Genomic DNA, 16,818 nt, shown 5'->3' with positions numbered 1-16,818 from the left:
GTCGGTGGGCTGGGCGAGGATGGACGCATGACGGAACTAACGCTGCGCGAGCTGAATCGGACGCTACTGGTCCGGCAGAAGCTGGTGGAGCGGGTGGCGCTGCCCCCGCTCGAACTCGTCCGGCATCTGGTCGCGGTGCAAGGCCAGGAGCCGAACTGGCCCTATGTGGGGTTGTGGTCGCGTCTGGCGGGGTTCCGGCACGACGATCTGGCCGCGCTGCTGCGTGATCGGCGATTGGTGCGCTCCACCATGATCCGCCGGACCGTGCACCTCGCCGACGCCGCGGACTTCCGCTGGTTGCGGCCCACGGTGCAGCCGGTGGTCGACGCCGCGCTGAAGGCGTCGTACTACCGAGACGAGATCGACGGTGTCGACCTGGACGAACTCGCCGCCGCCGGACGCGAACTGCTGGCCGGACAGCGGCTGCGCCGCCGGGAACTGGGTGAAGCGCTGGCCCAGCGCTTCCCGGACCGGCACACGCGCAGACTCGCCGAGACCGTCGAGTTGCTGGTCCCGTTGACGCACGGCCCGGAGACCGGTGCGTGGGGACGGTGGCGCAATCGGTACGTCACGGTCGGGTTGGCCGAGGAGTGGACGGGCGCGCCGATGGCCACGGCGCCGCGGCCACAGACGCTGGTGCTGCGCTACCTGGCCGCGTTCGGTCCGGCCACGGTGGCCGACATGCAGGCGTGGGCGGGCATCACCCGGCTCGCGGAGGTCGTCGACGACCTGCGCGAGCGGCTGCGGGTGTTCACCGACGACCGTCACCGCGTGTTGTTCGACCTGCCGGACGCGCCGCTGGCCGAGCCGGATCTGCCTGTGCCCGTGCGCTTTCTGCCCGCTTTCGACAACGCGGTGCTCGGCCACAAGGACCGCCGCAGGATCATCAGCGAGGAGGACCGCAAGCGCACCGCCGCGGAGGCGTCCGCGGGCGTACCCGTGTACCTGGTCGACGGTTTCGTCCACGGCCGCTGGTCGCTCGACGGCGCCACGCTGCGCGTCGTGCCCTGGCACCCGTTGTCGGCGGCCGACGAGGCGGCGGTGCGCGCCGAGGCGGAAGATCTGCTGGCGTTCATCGTGGCGGGCGGCGATGCTATCACGCCGGACCGCGACCCGCGGGTTGTCATCGAGGCATGACACGCCGGATCCGATCGGTCGTCCGGTGTCCGGCCGAAAGGAGGGCCACCGGACTACCCATCGGTTGCTGAACGAACGCTGGGTGGCGCGATTTTTCCCGAACTGTTTGGTTTGAAGGATCCCGCCTGAGGTACCTCCCACTCGGCCCCCCTGTTCATGCCGGAGGCGTGACCAGGCCAACCAAGCCCCATGGACGGCGGTGCAGCTAGGTCTTCACCCCCGCCGCGGCGGCCACTTAGTTCAGTTCGGCGCCCGGTACTCCGAGTGCTGGGTGAATGCGAGTGCTACTTGGTTGTCCCTGGAAGGAGGGTCATGAGCGCGCTTTCCGTGCCTATTTCCGCGCAGGCGTCGTCCGATTCGGAGATGCCGTCGTCCGACTACCTGTCGACAGATCGTTCCAGCGGCCCGTTTCGTATCGCGATGGTGGTGCCGCCGTACTTCGACGTCCCGCCCAAGGCATATGGCGGTGTCGAGGCCGTGGTCGCCGATCTGGTCGACGCATTGGTGGCCCGTGGCCACGACGTCACTCTGTTGGGCGCGGGGGAGCCGGGGACGAAGGCCAAGTTCGTGCCGGTGTGGGACCGCGCGCTGCCAGAGCGCCTGGGCGAGCCGTTCCCCGAGGTCGTGCACGCGTTGCGAGTGCGCCGCGCCATCGAGGAACTCGCTGCGACATCGGGTATCGACCTGGTGCACGACCACACTTTCGCCGGACCGCTCAACGCGTCGGTCTTCCAGAGCATGGGCCTGCCGACGGTGCTGACCGTGCACGGGCCGGTGGAGGACGACATCTATCGCTATTACCAGGATTTGGGCGACGAGGTGGCGCTGGTGGCGATCAGCGACCGCCAGCGTGAACTCGCGCCGGGGCTCAATTGGACCGGACGCGTGCACAATGCGCTGCACGTCGACGACTGGCCGTTCCGCGTCGAGAAGGACGACTACGCGCTGTTCCTCGGCCGGTTCAACGAGTGCAAGGCCCCGCACCTGGCGCTGGAGGCCGCGCACGACGCGGGCATCCCGCTGGTACTCGCGGGTAAGTGCAGTGAACGTCCCGAGCAGGCATACTTCGAGGCGAAGGTGCGCCCGCTGTTGACGGAAAACGATCACGTGTTCGGTCTCGCCGACGCGGCGGCCAAGCGTAAGCTGCTCGCGAATGCGCGTTGCCTGTTGTTCCCGATTCGCTGGGAGGAACCGTTCGGCATGGTGATGATCGAATCCATGGTCTGTGGCACGCCGGTGGTCGCGCTGCGCGGCGGGGCGGTGTCCGAGGTGATCGTCGACGGCGTGACCGGCCGCATCTGCGAGGACCCCGCCGAATTGCCTACGGCCATCGAAGAGGTCCGGGCGATGGATCCGTACGCCTGCCGCGCCCACGTGCAGGCCAAATTCGGCTCCGACACGCTGGGCTTCGGTTACGAACAGGTGTATCGCCGGCTACTGCGCTCCAAGAAGCGATTCGGCGCCGCGCCGCTGGACATCGCGGTGCCCACCGCCGCGCCGCTCGACGCCACGACGCCGGGGCCCGCCCCGGTCAGGATCGCGGCGAGCGGACTGGCGTGACCGGTACCGCACCGTTGGGCCCCGCCCCCCTGAACTCCGGTGAGCCGACCGGGTTCGGGGGGTGCGGCTCGGTCACCCTCGTCGAAGGCGGCACGTTCTGCCTGTCCAATCGGCTCGGCGATGTCGAGACGGGCAAGCCGCACGGGTTGTTCTTCCGGGACGCGCGGGTGCTGTCGCGGTGGGAATTGCTGGTGAACGGCAGACCCGCCGAGCCGCTTTCGGTGCTGAGTCCAGAGGCGTTCGCCGCCAGGTTCGTGTTGCGCAGGCCGCCGCAGGCGGGCCTGGCCGACAGCACGCTGCTGGTGGTGCGCGAACGGATCGTGGCCGACGGCATGCACGAGCTGATCACGCTGGAGAACATGGGCCGCGAACCCACGGCCGTGCTACTGGAACTGCACGTGGACGCGGACTTCGTCGACCTGTTCGCGGTGAAGGAAGGCCGTGCCGGGCATTCGCGGGCCGACGTGACGGTGGCCGACGGTGAGCTGGTGCTGCACGATCACGCCGACCGCAGCCGGGGGATCTCGATCTCGGCGACCGTGGAACCCGAGGTCATGCCGGGTTCGCTGGTGTGGCGGGTGATCGTGCCCGTCGGTGAATCCTGGCAAACCGAGATCATCGCCCAGCCGACGGTGGGCAACCAGCGATTTCAGGCCATCTCACCGGGTGAGCACTACGGGGTCAGCGCGCCGGGCCGCAAGATCGAGGCCTGGCGGGACACCGCCACCGACATCGCCGCGTCCGACCCGGCGCTCACCCGGGTGCTGCGGCGCACCGAAAGCGATCTGGGCGCGTTGCAGATGCACGACGAATCCGGCGACGCCCGGCCGTTCGTCGCCGCGGGCGCGCCGTGGTTCATGACCCTGTTCGGCCGTGACAGCCTGCTCACCGCGTGGATGGCGCTGCCGCTGGAAGTCGACCTGGCGCTCGGCACGCTCCAGCAGCTCGCGGAACTGCAGGGGCAGGAGGTCAATCCGCTCACCGAGGAGGAACCGGGGCGCATCATGCACGAGATGCGCCGTGGACCGGCGGGCGGCCAGGTGTTCGGTGGCAACATCTACTACGGGACCGCTGATGCCACACCGCTGTTCGTGATGCTGCTGGCCGAATGCCATCGCTGGGGCGGCGATTCGGAGGTGATCCGGCACTTGCTGCCCGCCGCCGACGCGGCGCTGCGCTGGATCACCGATTACGGCGACCGGGACGGCGACGGCTTCGTCGAGTACCGCCGCGCCACCGACCGCGGCCTGATCAACCAGGGGTGGAAGGACAGCTTCGACGGAATCAACGACGCCACCGGCCATATCGCCGAGGCGCCCATCGCGCTGTGCGAGGTGCAGGGGTACGTGCACGCCGCGATGCTCGCCCGGGCCGAACTCGCCGAGGCCTTCGACGACCTGCGGCTGGCGGGTCAGCTGCGGGAACGCGCCGCGGAGTTGCGCGTCAAGTTCGCCGAGCAGTTCTGGCTGCCCGACCGCGGCTGGTACGCCGTGGCGCTGGACGGCGGCAAGCGTCAGGTCGACGCGCTGACCAGCAACGCCGCACACTGCCTCTGGTCGGGCATCGCCACCGACGAGCACGCGGCCGAACTGGTCTCGCGGATGGCGGGTCCGGAGATGGATTCCGGCTTCGGGCTGCGCACTCTGGCGTCGAACATGGGCGCCTACAACCCGATGAGCTACCACTGCGGCTCGGTGTGGCCGCACGATACGGCGATCGCGGTGGCGGGTCTGTTGCGCTACCGGCACGTTCCCGGTGCGGTCGAACTGGCGACTCGGCTGGCCACCGGTCTGCTGGACGCGGCGGCGGTGTTCGACGGCCGCCTGCCGGAGTTGTTCTGCGGCTTTCCCCGATCGCGGTTCGCCACGCCCGTGCCGTATCCGACGTCCTGCTCGCCGCAGGCGTGGGCGAGCGCGGCGCCGCTGTTGCTGGTGCGCTCGTTCCTCGGCCTCGATCCCGACGCTCCGAACCGGACGCTCACTGTTCGACCGCAGCTGCCGGCGCGGTGGGGCAAGATTTCCTTGCGCGCGTTGCGGCTCGGTGCGACCACTGTCGACCTGGAGGCCGAGGGAGCGCAGATCACCGCGGCGCGCCTACCCGACGACTGGCGAATGGTAACCCGGTGACGCGCATCGGTTGCCGAGAGCCCCGAGCGGGTATGCCTCCGGCGTAGAGACATTGGCAAGCCTTCTCGCACTGATATGCAGGCAACGGGAGGTGCACGATGCAGACATCGCTGGATACACAGGACTTGTGGCGGTCCCAGCACCGGGACTGTTCCGCGGAGCCCTCGACGGATCTCGATCTGGATCGCGCGCTGTTCATCCGCAGCGTGCATGCCGGTCACGGTCCGGAGTGTCGCCAATACCTTGCCGCGGCGGCGTATTGCCTCGACCACGCGGACGAGCCCTGATCCAGCGGTTTCGCGGCAGGACGCGGCCATCGGACGGGGGATGATCCTCCCGCCCGATGAGGTTCGCGGACCGCGGTGACGCCTACAGAATCGCGAAGGCGACGACGAGCCCGAGCGCGAAATGCGCTGCCGCCACCACGAGTACCTCGGTGGTGTAGGTGTCGGCGTGCAGTGCGTTGCCGATGTCGATGCCGATGGCCCGTTCGATGACGCGCACCGAGATGACCTGGGCGACTATGCCGACCAAGCCGAACACCAGCGCGGCGATCAAGCCCTCGGAGAGTTTGCCGCCGCCGCCCACGGCGAAGATGGCGAGCACGACGATGAACGCCATGCTGATCATGCCCGCGGCGGTGACGATGATGGCGTTCGGCTTGCCCGCCATCACCAGCTTCCGCAGCTTGCCCGGCGTGGTCAGGTCGATGGCGTAGAAGCCGACGAGCATGAGCACCAAGCCGATGAGGGCGTAGAGGACGATCGCTCCCACACCCTCGCCCAGCGAGCTCCAGTACCCCGATTCCAGGGCGACTGCGGTCATCTTGATCCTTCCGAGACGGGTTGGCGTGCGGCCGAGTTTGGATGGGTGATTATCGGTGACGATGCTCAGTCGGTGACGATGCGGTGCGGGACGAATGCCGAGCCGTCGTCGGTGATCAGCCCCGCGGTCTCGCGGATGCCGAGACCCGCCGCGGCGTCGCCGACGATCCACGCGCCGAGCACCGGGCGCATGTCGTCGAACTCTGGCAACGGGTCCAGCAACTGGTAGACGTAACCTTCCTCGCCGTAGACGCCGCCGGTCGCGGTCTCCAGACCGGCGCCGACGATGGTCATGTTGGCGCCCTCTCGTCCCAGCTTCGGTTTACGGATGTACTCGGTGAGCTCGTTGGGCTGGTCGAGGTAGGCGGGCAACAGATTCGGGTGGCCCGGATACATCTCCCACAGCACCGCCAGGATCGCCTTGTTGCTCAGCAGGGTTTTCCACAGCGGTTCGATCCACATGGTCTGTGGCAGGCTGTCGACGACGCGCTTGCCGAAATCGTCGTCGAGCACCCACTCCCACGGGTAGAGCTTGAAGACGGCCTCGATCGGAGCCTCCGCCAGATCGACGAAACGCTCCAGTTCCGAGTCGAATCCGACTTCCTCGATCGGCAGCGCGACGGTGTCGAATCCGGCCTCGGCCGCGGTCTCCTGCATATAGGCGGTGGTGACGTTGTCCTCGCCGGTGGCGTCCGCCCCGGACCAGGTGAAGTGCAGCTGCGCGGTGGGCAGCACGTCACGCAGCTCACCCCACCGCTCGACCAGCTTCTCGTGCAACGAGTTCCACTGGTCGCCGCCGGGGTAGCGATCGGTCAGCCAGTGCCACTGCACGATCGCGGCCTCCAGCAGGGAGGTCGGCGTGTCCGCGTTGTACTCCAGCAGTTTCGCCGGACGCCGCGCGTCGTAGCGCAGGTCGAAGCGCCCGTACACGTGCGGGTCGGAGCGTCGCCAGGATTCGGCGATCGGGCCCCAGCTCCACTCGGGCAGGCCGAAATCGGCGAACCGTTCGGTGAGCACGATGTGCTCCACCGCGTTCAGGCACATCGAGTGCAGCAGTTCGACGTCGGCCTCCAACGCGAGGATCTCCGACATCTCGAACTCGTAGTGCACCGACTCGTCCCAGTAGGGCCGTGGCTGACCACTCGCGTCCCGCCCAGGGGAGCCGTAGACCAGGCCCTGGCTTTCGGTGATCTGCTGCCAGCCCGGCCGGGGCGTATCCCGCACGCGCCGCATCTACGACCCTCCGCCGGTGCTCTTGCTGCCCAAGCCGCCGCGCTGGATCGTGGTGCCGCTCTTGGTCTTGATCTCGGCGCTCTTGGGCTTGATCGTGGTGCCGCCGGTCGGGGGTCTGCCGACGGTGCCGGTGCCGCCGTAGTAGTAGCGGTATTGCGGCCCGCCGCCGAGGATGATCAGACCCGGGCTGACTCCCGGGCTGGTGTCGCCGACGAAGCCGGGACGGCCGTCGCCGCAATAGGAATCCTCGACCACGATCTCTTGACCGTTCTCGGTCTTCACGCAGTGGGCCGTGACGCGGTCGGGCGCGGTGAGTGCGCGATAAGCCAGATAGCCGCCGCCGACCAGGGCGGCTACGCCGACGATGGCGACACCGCCGATCATGACGCGCTTGCGGTTGCGCTTCTTGGCTTCTTCGGCCCAGGCGGCCGCGCGCTGTGCTTCCTCGGCGCGCCTGCGTGCCTTCTCTCTCGCCCGTGCCTCGGCAACCGTGGGTGGGCGGGGCTGCGTGATGCCCGGTTCCTGGCGCTGGATCCGGCCGGGGCGCGGCGGTTGCTCGGCGTCCGGACTCGTGTCGCCGGGCGGCACCGAAGTCGGGGTCGACCAGTCGATCTCGGGCTGCTCGGCGGCGCCACCCGGTGCGGAGACGGGCGTCGACCAATCCTGCTCTTCGCCCGGCACGGGCGTGGCGGGGGTGGGCGACGGCTTGTCCTCGGCCGGGTGTTCCGGGCCGGATGAACGCTCGGGTTCGTCCCGGCGCTCGTCGTCACCGGGATTCCGCGTGCTCACCGCTGTGCCCCCCTCGTCACCCGAATCACCACTACCGCTCCTCGAAACCGGTCAATTCACCCCGCGCGGGCTCCCAGCTTTCCACAACCAACCTCACCTGACCAGGTGTATCACCGGAACGCAAGCGTTCGAGCAACTCCTCGCAGGCCGGTCGCGGTCCCTCGGCGACCACGTGCACCCGGCCGTCGGTGGCATTGGTCGCGTGCCCGACCAGTCCCAGTTCCAGCGCCCGCGACCGGGTCCACCAGCGGAAACCCACGCCCTGCACCATGCCGTGTACCCAGGCGCTCAAACGGACCGGGTCGTCCATCAGGCCTCGACGTCGAACGACAGTGACACCCTCGATCCCGCCTTCAGCGTCCGTCCCACCGTGCAGACCTTGTCGATCGCACGCTGCACGGTGACCAGCAACCGTTCCCTGGCCTCGTTGTCGAGGTCGCTGAGATCGAGCTCGAACACCTCCTCCAGGTGCGGGTAGACCTCGTTCTCCCGGTCGGCGTCGCCGGAGACCCGGATCGTCGCGTCGAAGTTGTCGCCGAGCTTGCGCGACAGCGGGAAGTCCGCGCTCAGGCCCGAGCAGGCGGCCAGCGCGATCTTCAGCAGCTCGCCGGGTGTGAACACACCGGGTACGCCCTGCGAACCGATCAAGACCTCGGCGCCGCGGGAGCTGCGGCCGGTGTAAGCCCTGGTGCCGGTGCGCTCGACCCACAGCGTGGTCGGCTCCGGCGTGATCGGCGCCGCGGTGGCGGTGGCGGGTGTAGCGGTCTGTTCAGCCATGAGTCTGATCCTGCCATTGTCGTCGCAATGAGTTCGCGCGCCTGGCAACGCCGCGCCCGGTCGCGCCATTCCACGCGGGCCGGCCACCGTGGCGGGGATAACTCAGTGGCCGCGGGCGATCCATTCGGCGAGGAACGGCTTCTCCGTGCCGATGGTGGTGGAGTCGCCGTGTCCGGTGTGCACCGCGGTGTCCTCCGGGAGCGTCAGCAGGCGTTCGCGGATCGACTCGATGATCGTGCCGAAATCGGAGAACGAGCGACCGGTCGCGCCGGGCCCACCGGCGAACAGCGTGTCTCCCGTGAACACCGCCGTCGCGGCGGGCAGATGCAGCGAGACCGATCCAGGTGAGTGGCCAGGGGTGTGCAGGACCCGCATCGAGGTGTTCGCCACCGGGATTTGCTCGCTGTCCGCGAGGGGACGGTAGCCGGCCTCCGGGTGGGTCATGCGCCACAGCGGTTCGTCGTCGGGATGTAGCAAGATCGGCGCGTCCAAGCGCTCGGCGAGTTCGGGAGCGACCGTCACGTGATCGTTGTGCCCGTGGGTGCACACGATCGCGCGGACGACGCGGCCCGCGACCGCCGCGACGATCGGGTCGGCGTCGTGCGCCGCATCAATGACGACCACCTCCTCGTCGTCACCGACCAGCCAGATATTGTTGTCCACTGCCCAGGCGCCGCCGTCCAGACAGAAAGCGCCGGAGGTGACGACGCGGTCGACGCGGGCGCTCACCGGACCACCACCGACCGCAGTACCTCGCCGGCGTGCATCTTGGCGAAGGCCTGCTCCACCTCATCGAGTCCGATGCGTTCGGTGACGAACCGGTCCAGCGGCAACCTGCCCTGGCGGTGGAGGTCGATCAGGGTGGGGAAGTCGCGTTCCGGCAAACAGTCGCCGTACCAGGAGGATTTCAACGCGCCGCCACGGGAGAACAGGTCGAGCAGCGGCATCTCGAGGGTCATCTCCGGGGTCGGCACGCCGACGAGGACCACCGTGCCCGCCAGATCACGGCCGTAGAACGCCTGCTTCCAGGTCTCCGGCCTGCCGACCGCGTCGATCACCACGTCGGCGCCCCAGCCGTCGGTGAATTCCTGGATCTTCTCCACCACGTCCTCGCTGGACGCATCGATGGTGTGGGTGGCGCCGAAGTCCTTGGCCCAGTGCAGTTTCTGGGAGTCCCGGTCCACCGCGATGATGGTCGCCGCCCCAGCCAGCTGGGCTCCGGCGATCGCGGCATCCCCGACGCCGCCGCAACCGATGACCGCGACGGTGTCGCCGATCGAGACGTTGCCCGTGTGCAGCGCCGAGCCGAGGCCTGCCATCACCCCGCAGCCGAGCAGGCCCGCCACCGCGGGGTCGGCCTCCGGATCCACCTTCGTGCACTGGCCCTCGTGCACCAGCGTCTTGTCGACGAATGCCCCGATGCCCAGCGCGGGGGTGAGCTCGGTCCCGTCGGCAAGCGTCATCTTCTCGCTCGCGTTGCGACTGTCGAAGCAGTACCAGGGGCGGCCTCGCTTGCACGCCCGGCACTCGCCGCAGACCGCGCGCCAGTTGAGGATGACGTAGTCGCCCTCCGCCACATGGGTGACCGCGGCGCCGACGGTCTCCACCACACCGGCGGCCTCGTGGCCGAGCAGGAACGGGAAGCTGTCGGTGATACCGCCCTCGCGGTAGTGCAGGTCGGTGTGGCAGACGCCGCACGCCCGCACCCGGACCACCACGTCGTGCGGGCCTGGATCCGGGATCACCACGTCGACGATCTCGACCGGTGCGCCTTTGCTGCGGGCCACGACCCCGCGGACGATTTCGGACACCTGTGCCTCCTGAGCGAATTCGCTGGTGACGCGGATCCGGCCGCTCCGTGGATCCGCGCGCTGAACAGCTGTCCATACAGCTGTTCCCGATCTTCGAACCCTACCGCCGGAACGAGGGCGGTCGCGAGGTTTCGGGAGGGTGATCGCGGAAGGGTTGACATTCCACATAGGAGGGTTATGCTGAGCAACATTCCACTATGGAAGATGAATTTCGTCGATAGGACCAAGCATGGACATCTCCACCGGCATCCGCGCCTCGAACGCCGAACGCGACGCCGTGGTACGCCTGCTCGGCAGGCACATGGCGGACGGCCGCATCGATCTGCCCGAGTACGACCAGCGCGTCGCGCAGGTGTACGCCACTACCGACCGTGACGATCTGCGCTCGGTGCTGTCCGATCTGCCCGAGCTCGGCAAGGATGCCGCCGCACCGGCGTCCGCGCCCCCGCGTATCCCGATCTGGCAGCGCATCGAGGGCGGCACCTGGCTCGCCGTGAGCGTGCTCGTGCTCGTCATCTGGGGCGCGATCTCGCTGGGAGTCGGCGCTTTCACCTACTTCTGGCCGATGTGGGTGATCGGTCCTTGGGGCGCCGTCCTCGCGTTCCGTATGGTGGCAGGCTTCGAGAACGGCCGCTTCGGGCAACGCGCGAGCTGAGGTTCGTCTTCGCGGCGCTGCCATCCGGATCACCGGGTGGCAGCGCCGTATTCGTGTTCTACCGTCCGTGCCGCGAAGTGCGCTCCTGCGAGTTGGCGCGGGTATCGGGCCGTGGCCGTGGTTCGCCGCGATGGCGGCGACTCGGCGGGGGTGGGTCGTAGGCCGGTTCCGGCGGTGTCGACCGGTTGCGGTATCCGGGATCGACCCGATCCGGTCGCGCGGGTCCGGGCTCGAAATCCGTGGGCGCTCGCCGATTCGTTGGGGTTCGGCGGCCCTCGGCGTCGCCCGGGTAGCGATCCGGCTGCCGGGCGGTGCGGTGTGCGTCGTGCTGGTCGTCGTCGGCGAGTTCGCGGCGTCGGCGTCTCGGTAGTTCGGGACGGCCGGGCGCGGGACGCACGGGCAGGTCGGGATCATTCGCATCGGTCGGCGGGAACCGATCGCTGGGCCGAGCCGGTTCGGGCTCGTCGCGGTGGCGGCGTGCCGGGCGCGAGCGGGCGGGGGAATCGTAGTCGTCGGACCAGCGATTTCGCTGTGTGGCGGGCTCGGCCGCGTGGCCGCGATGCCACCGATCGGCATCCGCGTCCGGGGATGACTGCCGTGGATCAGCGGCTCTCCGGTGTGTAGAGCGGCCATCGCGGCGTATCGGCGGGCTTTCGAGAGATCGGGTGTCGGTCGGCGGACGTGTGCGGCGGGCCGGGTACCGAGCGTGATCGTCCTCTTCGGCGGACCCGCGTGCGGTCCCGAATGAGTCGTTCGGCGACGACCGGCGAGGCATTCCCGCCCGGGGCCGTTGCGGCGGACGCCCGGGCCGGAGGACCGGAAGTTCGCGGGTGACCTGCGTGGCGCTGACGCCTTTCTCCCGGTAGGTCGCGGGAATGTCGTGGGCGCGCAGCCATGCGCCGGGGTCCTGGCGCGCGTCGGCGTCCAGCCACGGAATGGTGTCCTCGAGCAGATCGAGAAGGTCGCCGGGTCCCTCGCCGAGCGCGGCGCGGATGGCCTGGAAGGCGTCGGGCTGGAATGTCCATTTCCATTCCGACCGTCCGGCGTGCGACCGGCCGTGCAAGACGAGGTCGCCGGAGCGCGAGATCTTGGCTCGCACCGTTCGCCCGCTGGACTCCACGACGAGTTCCCCGGTCTCGGTGCGAGTGATCTGCTCGATCTCGTCGTGGTCGTCGATTTCGTCGGGCTCGGTGTCGTCGTCGCGGTCGATACGGCGCATCCACTTGGTCACCGCGCTCAATGCGGGCGGCAGCGGCCGTTCGTCCTCGGTGCCGGGGCGGGCGATCCGCAATGTCCGCGCAATCCCGGCGACGATGTCGGCGGGCCCGGCGGATCGCGTGAGTTCGGGCTGGTCGTCGTCCTCGTGGTGCGCCACGGGCTCCGGTCGGCCGGCGGGGCGGGTGCGCCCGGCCGGCTCGCCGTGGCCGTGGGCCCGGTCCGCGGACCGTCCGGATCGACCGGGAAAATTCCCACGCCTGGGGGTTTGGTCCGGCTCGTGCTCCTCCCACGGCGGGTCGTCGTCCTGCTCCTGCGCCCGCAGCTTGATCTCGAACCACGCCGCGGCCAACGCGGCGGCGCCGAGCGTGGCCGCGATCGCCACCTCCACCCGCACATCGCTGAGCAGTGCGCTCTTGCTGCGCTCACAGGCGTGCAGGAACACCAGGCTGCCGAGTACCAGGCCCGTGATCCGGGCAAGGCGGAACCGGGTGCTTGTCCCTGGTGAGGGGGCAGACATCGTGGTGCGCTCCCGAACGTTCCGCTGGCGAATCAGAGGGATCGTATGTGGCCGGAGGGCGCGGCGTCAGTGCCAGTTCGAGACCGCCTGAATCGGCGGAGACCGAGGTCGGTGGAGACCTCTGGTCGGTCCGACGCGCGTTTCGCCGGTCGCGGCGCGCGGACCGGAGGAGCCGCCCTGCTCGCGCCGCGTCCATCGACCGGGCGTGACGGGTAGCGCGGGGGGCGTCCCGCAAACCTCGGGCACATTGATGCGCCCCAACGGGAGGCGACTCGATAACCTACCGATATCGCCGCACCGCTACTCGGTCGCGTGCGCCGCCGGGCCCCCGCAGCTCCCGGCACGCGACCGATACCATGACTGGTCGCCGGATACGCTGCCTCTACCACGCGGAACGCCGACCGGGCAGAACACGGAAAGGCCGTCGAACTTGCACCTGAAGAGCCTGACGTTGAAGGGGTTCAAATCCTTCGCGTCCGCGACGACGCTGCGGTTGGAGCCGGGCATCACGTGCGTTGTCGGTCCGAACGGATCGGGCAAATCGAACGTCGTCGACGCGCTCACCTGGGTCATGGGCGAGCAGGGTGCGAAGGCGCTGCGAGGCGGCAAGATGCAGGATGTGATCTTCGCGGGCACCGCCGGGCGCGCACCGCTCGGCCGCGCCGAGGTCACGCTCACCATCGACAATTCCGACGGCGCCCTGCCGATCGACTACGCCGAGGTGTCCATCACCCGGCGCATGTTCCGCGACGGCGCGGGCGAATACGAGATCAACGGCAACTCCTGCCGCCTGATGGACGTGCAGGAACTGCTCAGCGACTCCGGCATCGGACGCGAGATGCACGTCATCGTGGGGCAGGGTCAGCTCTCGGCCATCCTGGAGTCGCGCCCGGAGGACCGCCGCGCCTTCGTCGAAGAGGCCGCCGGTGTGCTCAAGCACCGCAAACGCAAGGAAAAGGCGGTACGCAAGCTCGAGGCCATGCAAGCCAACCTGGCTCGTCTGACCGACCTCACCACCGAACTGCGCAGGCAGCTCAAACCGCTGGGCAGGCAGGCCGAGGTGGCGCGCAGGGCGCAGACGGTGCAGGCCGACCTGCGCGACGCCCGGCTGCGCCTGGCCGCCGACGACCTGGTCACGCGCCGCGAGGAGCTGGCCGGTCAGCAGAGCAAAGAGGCTTACGCGCGCGAGCAGCAGATCACGGTGCAATCCGAGCTGGACGCGGCCAACGCGGCGCTGGCGCAGCAGGAATTCCAGCTGTCCCGGCTGACGCCGAGCGCCGAGGCCGCCGCCCAGATCTGGTTCCAGCTCTCCGCGCTGGCCGAGCGCGTCAACGCGACGATCCGCATCGCGGGTGACCGGGCGCGGCACCTGGACGCCGCGGCTCCGGTCGGCACCGGCCGCGACCCCGAGCAGTTGGAGGCCGAGGCCGACCGCGTCGAAGCCGAGGAAGCCGAACTGCGCGAGGCGGTCGAGATGGCCGCCGAGGTCTTGGAAGCGGCACGGGATCAGCTCGCCGAACGCGAGCACGCCGCCAAGGCCGCCGAACAGGCGCATCTGGCGGCCGTGCGGGCGATCGCCGACCGGCGCGAGGGTGTGGCCCGGCTGTCCGGCAAGGTGGACACCTTGCGGGCCAGGGCGCAATCGATGGACACCGAGATCGCACGACTCTCGGTCGCCATCGCCGACGCCCGCCACCGCGGCGAGACCGCCCAGGCGGAATTCGACACGGTGCAGGCCGAACTCGCGGAACTCGATGCGGGGGAGGAGGGCTTGGACGCCCAGCACGAGCACGCGGTGCAGGCACTGGAACTCGCCGATCAGCGTGTCACCGAATTGCGCGAACAGGACCGTGACGCGAGCAAGCGGGTCGCGTCGCTGGGCGCGCGTATCGAGGCGCTCGGGATGAACCTGGCACGCCGGGACGGTGTGGCCTGGCTGGTGGAGCATCGCGAGCAGGGGTTGCTCGGTCCGCTCTCGGCCCTGCTCCGCGTGCACGGTGGCTATGAGGCGGCGGTGGCCGCCGCGCTCGGCCCACTGGCCGACGCCGTCGCCGCCGACACCGGCGAGTCCGCGCACGCCGCGATCCAGGCGCTCAAGGAGGCCGACGGCGGCCGCGCCGCCGTCGTCTTCGGCGCCGAGAGCGCCGATCGGGCACAGCCGGGCGCGTTGCCCGACGGCGTCCGCTGGCTGATCGACGTGGTGGAGTGCCCCGGCACCGTGCAGGGAGCGATCGCGGCGCTGACCGCGGGCATCGCCGTGGCCGACGACCTGCCCGCCGCCCGCGCGCTGGTCGCGGCGCGACCCGACCTGCGCGTGGTGACTCGCGACGGTGACCTCGCCGGAAACGGCTGGCTGCTGGGCGGTTCGGATCGCGCGCCCAGCCAATTGGAGATCCAGGCCGACATCGATGCCGCCGAGGCCGAGTTGGTGGCGGCGCAGCGGCGCGCCGAGGAACTCGAGGCCGCGCTGTCCGGCGCGCTCGAGGAGCAGGCCGACCGCAAGGACGCCGTCGACCAGGCGCTGCTCGCCCTGCACGAATCCGACCAGGCGCTGGTGGCGATCTACGAGCGGCTGGGCCGTCTCGGCCAGACCGCCCGCACCGCGCAGACCGAAAGCGAGCGGCTGCTGCGCCAGCGCGACGAGGCCGAGGCCGGCCGCGAGGAGGCGCTCGCGTCGCTGGCCGAACTGGAGGATCGCCTGCGGCACGCGGAACTCGAACAGTCCGAGGTCGACGCCGACGGCGCGGGCGCGGCCGGCACCGAATCCGCCGGTCGCGCACGGGAAGAGGCAGCGGCCGCGCTGGCCGAGGCGCGCGCGATGGAGGTCGAGGCCCGGCTGGCCGTGCGCACCGCCGAGGAACGAGCGGAATCGGTTCGGGGCAAAGCGGATTCGCTGCGGCGCGCCGCACGTGCCGAGCGGGAGACCCGCGCCCGCGCCGAACGCGCCCAGGCCGCGCGTAAGCAGGCCGCCGAGCTGGCCGCCGCCGTCGCGGAGTCCGGTGCGAAGATCGCCGCAGAGCTCGAGCAGGTGGTCGCCGAGGCGGGCGCTCGCCGCGACGAGCTGGTGCGCAGGCGCACGGAGTGCGCCGCGCAAGTCGAGCAGATCAAGGAGCGGGTGCGGGCTCTCACCGCGCAGCTGTCCCAGCTCACCGACGCGGTGCACCGGGACGAGGTGGCCAAGGCGCAGGCCGCGCTGCGCATCGAGCAACTGGAGGCGACCATCGCCGAGCAGTTCGGCATCGCGCTGAACGATCTGATCGCCGAGTACGGCCCGGATGTGCCGTTGCCGCCCTCGGCGCTGGAACTACAGGAGTACGAGCAGGCCAGGGAACGTGGCGAGCAGGTCAGCGCGCCGGCCCCGATGCCCTACGACCGGCAGACCCAGGAGCGTCGCGCCAAGCGGGCGGAGAAGGACCTGGCCACTTTGGGCAAGGTGAATCCCCTCGCGCTGGAGGAGTTCGCGGCGCTGGAGGAACGCTACAACTTCCTGGCCACCCAGCTCGAGGACGTCAAGAGCGCGCGCAAGGATCTCCTCGACGTCGTCGCCGAGGTCGACGCCCGCATCCTGGAGGTGTTCACCGAGGCCTACGCCGACGTCGAGCGCGAGTTCGTCCAGGTATTCGCGAAACTGTTCCCCGGCGGCGAGGGCAGGTTGCTGCTCACCGATCCCTCGGACATGCTCACCACCGGCATCGAGGTGGAGGCCCGTCCGCCGGGCAAGAAGGTCAAGCGGTTGTCGCTGCTGTCCGGCGGGGAGAAGTCGCTGACCGCGGTGGCGTTGCTGGTGGCCATCTTCCGCGCCAGGCCCTCGCCGTTCTACGTGATGGACGAGGTGGAAGCCGCGCTGGACGACACCAATCTGCGCCGCCTGATCGGCTTGTTCGAACAGCTGCGGGAGAAGAGCCAGCTGATCGTCATCACCCACCAGAAGCCGACGATGGAGATCGCCGACGCGCTCTACGGCGTCAGCATGCGCGGTGACGGCATCACCCAGGTGATCTCCCAGCGGCTGCGCGGGGAGAATCTGGCCCCGGTCGGCGCGGTGGGCTGAGCGGCTCCACTTCCGCGCCCACCGGATCGCGTCGAGAACGACCGGATCTCCTGCGCAGGCGTACCACCATGTCGACGGTACGCCCGGCAGCCGCGATACCTCCACGAGCAGCGCGAATGC

General features: G+C 69.7%; 14 protein-coding genes. 6 read left to right on the top strand and 8 right to left on the bottom strand.

Going from position 1 to position 16,818, the window contains the following annotated elements:
- The first annotated feature begins 27 nt into the window (after positions 1 to 27).
- The 4 genes from M8859_RS01890 to M8859_RS01875 all read left to right on the top strand — a co-directional run bounded on the left by M8859_RS01890 (position 28) and on the right by M8859_RS01875 (position 5,110).
- Positions 28 to 1,137 (top strand): winged helix DNA-binding domain-containing protein, encoded by a 1,110-nt coding sequence (locus M8859_RS01890; RefSeq protein WP_159919980.1) that lies wholly within the window; start codon positions 28 to 30, stop codon positions 1,135 to 1,137.
- 363 nt (positions 1,138 to 1,500) lie between these two features.
- Positions 1,501 to 2,697: a glycosyltransferase family 4 protein gene (locus M8859_RS01885; RefSeq protein WP_195070563.1), complete on the top strand. Its 1,197-nt coding sequence runs from the start codon at positions 1,501 to 1,503 to the stop codon at positions 2,695 to 2,697.
- On the top strand, positions 2,694 to 4,823 hold the full coding sequence (locus M8859_RS01880; RefSeq protein ID WP_321209520.1) for an amylo-alpha-1,6-glucosidase: 2,130 nt from the start codon (positions 2,694 to 2,696) through the stop codon (positions 4,821 to 4,823). The genes M8859_RS01885 and M8859_RS01880 overlap by 4 nt, the downstream gene beginning before the upstream one ends.
- A gap of 98 nt (positions 4,824 to 4,921) precedes the next feature.
- Positions 4,922 to 5,110, top strand: coding sequence for a hypothetical protein (locus M8859_RS01875; RefSeq protein ID WP_159919978.1), 189 nt, complete (start codon positions 4,922 to 4,924; stop codon positions 5,108 to 5,110).
- Between the two features lie 82 nt (positions 5,111 to 5,192).
- Here M8859_RS01875 and M8859_RS01870 read toward each other — a convergent pair whose 3' ends face one another.
- The 7 genes from M8859_RS01870 to M8859_RS01840 form a co-directional block, all read right to left on the bottom strand.
- Entirely contained in the window at positions 5,193 to 5,648 is a 456-nt protein-coding gene (locus M8859_RS01870; protein ID WP_159919976.1) for a DUF350 domain-containing protein, read from the bottom strand.
- 65 nt (positions 5,649 to 5,713) lie between these two features.
- A complete protein-coding gene (locus tag M8859_RS01865; protein ID WP_159919974.1) occupies positions 5,714 to 6,880 on the bottom strand; it encodes a glutathionylspermidine synthase family protein in 1,167 nt (388 codons plus the stop codon).
- Complete coding sequence (locus tag M8859_RS01860) at positions 6,881 to 7,669, bottom strand: hypothetical protein (protein ID WP_236565251.1); 789 nt, start codon at positions 7,667 to 7,669, stop codon at positions 6,881 to 6,883.
- 31 nt (positions 7,670 to 7,700) lie between these two features.
- Positions 7,701 to 7,979 (bottom strand): acylphosphatase, encoded by a 279-nt coding sequence (locus M8859_RS01855; RefSeq protein ID WP_159919972.1) that lies wholly within the window; start codon positions 7,977 to 7,979, stop codon positions 7,701 to 7,703.
- On the bottom strand, positions 7,979 to 8,446 hold the full coding sequence (locus tag M8859_RS01850; RefSeq protein ID WP_159919970.1) for an OsmC family protein: 468 nt from the start codon (positions 8,444 to 8,446) through the stop codon (positions 7,979 to 7,981). The genes M8859_RS01855 and M8859_RS01850 overlap by 1 nt, the downstream gene beginning before the upstream one ends.
- Before the next feature lie 102 nt (positions 8,447 to 8,548).
- Complete coding sequence (locus M8859_RS01845) at positions 8,549 to 9,175, bottom strand: MBL fold metallo-hydrolase (RefSeq protein ID WP_249643638.1); 627 nt, start codon at positions 9,173 to 9,175, stop codon at positions 8,549 to 8,551.
- Positions 9,172 to 10,257: an S-(hydroxymethyl)mycothiol dehydrogenase gene (locus tag M8859_RS01840; protein ID WP_249643637.1), complete on the bottom strand. Its 1,086-nt coding sequence runs from the start codon at positions 10,255 to 10,257 to the stop codon at positions 9,172 to 9,174. Before M8859_RS01840 ends, M8859_RS01845 begins: the two co-directional genes overlap by 4 nt.
- A gap of 229 nt (positions 10,258 to 10,486) precedes the next feature.
- Between M8859_RS01840 and M8859_RS01835 the strand changes: the two genes are divergently transcribed.
- Complete coding sequence (locus M8859_RS01835; protein ID WP_159919964.1) at positions 10,487 to 10,912, top strand: DUF1707 SHOCT-like domain-containing protein; 426 nt, start codon at positions 10,487 to 10,489, stop codon at positions 10,910 to 10,912.
- A 58-nt stretch (positions 10,913 to 10,970) separates the two neighbouring features.
- Here the strand turns inward: M8859_RS01835 and M8859_RS01830 are convergent, their stop codons facing one another.
- The gene (locus M8859_RS01830; RefSeq protein ID WP_249643636.1) at positions 10,971 to 12,647 is read right to left on the bottom strand and encodes a hypothetical protein; all 1,677 of its coding nucleotides are present in this window, start codon (positions 12,645 to 12,647) and stop codon (positions 10,971 to 10,973) included.
- A 430-nt stretch (positions 12,648 to 13,077) separates the two neighbouring features.
- Here M8859_RS01830 and smc point away from each other — a divergent pair, with 430 nt between their 5' ends.
- Positions 13,078 to 16,698, top strand: a complete 3,621-nt coding sequence (smc, locus tag M8859_RS01825; protein WP_195070438.1) for a chromosome segregation protein SMC — start codon at positions 13,078 to 13,080, stop codon at positions 16,696 to 16,698.
- Positions 16,699 to 16,818: the final 120 nt, after the last annotated feature.

Source organism: Nocardia sputi (genome assembly GCF_023501985.1).
Note: the sequence above shows the minus strand (reverse complement) of the source record. Positions and strands in the feature narration are given on the sequence as shown.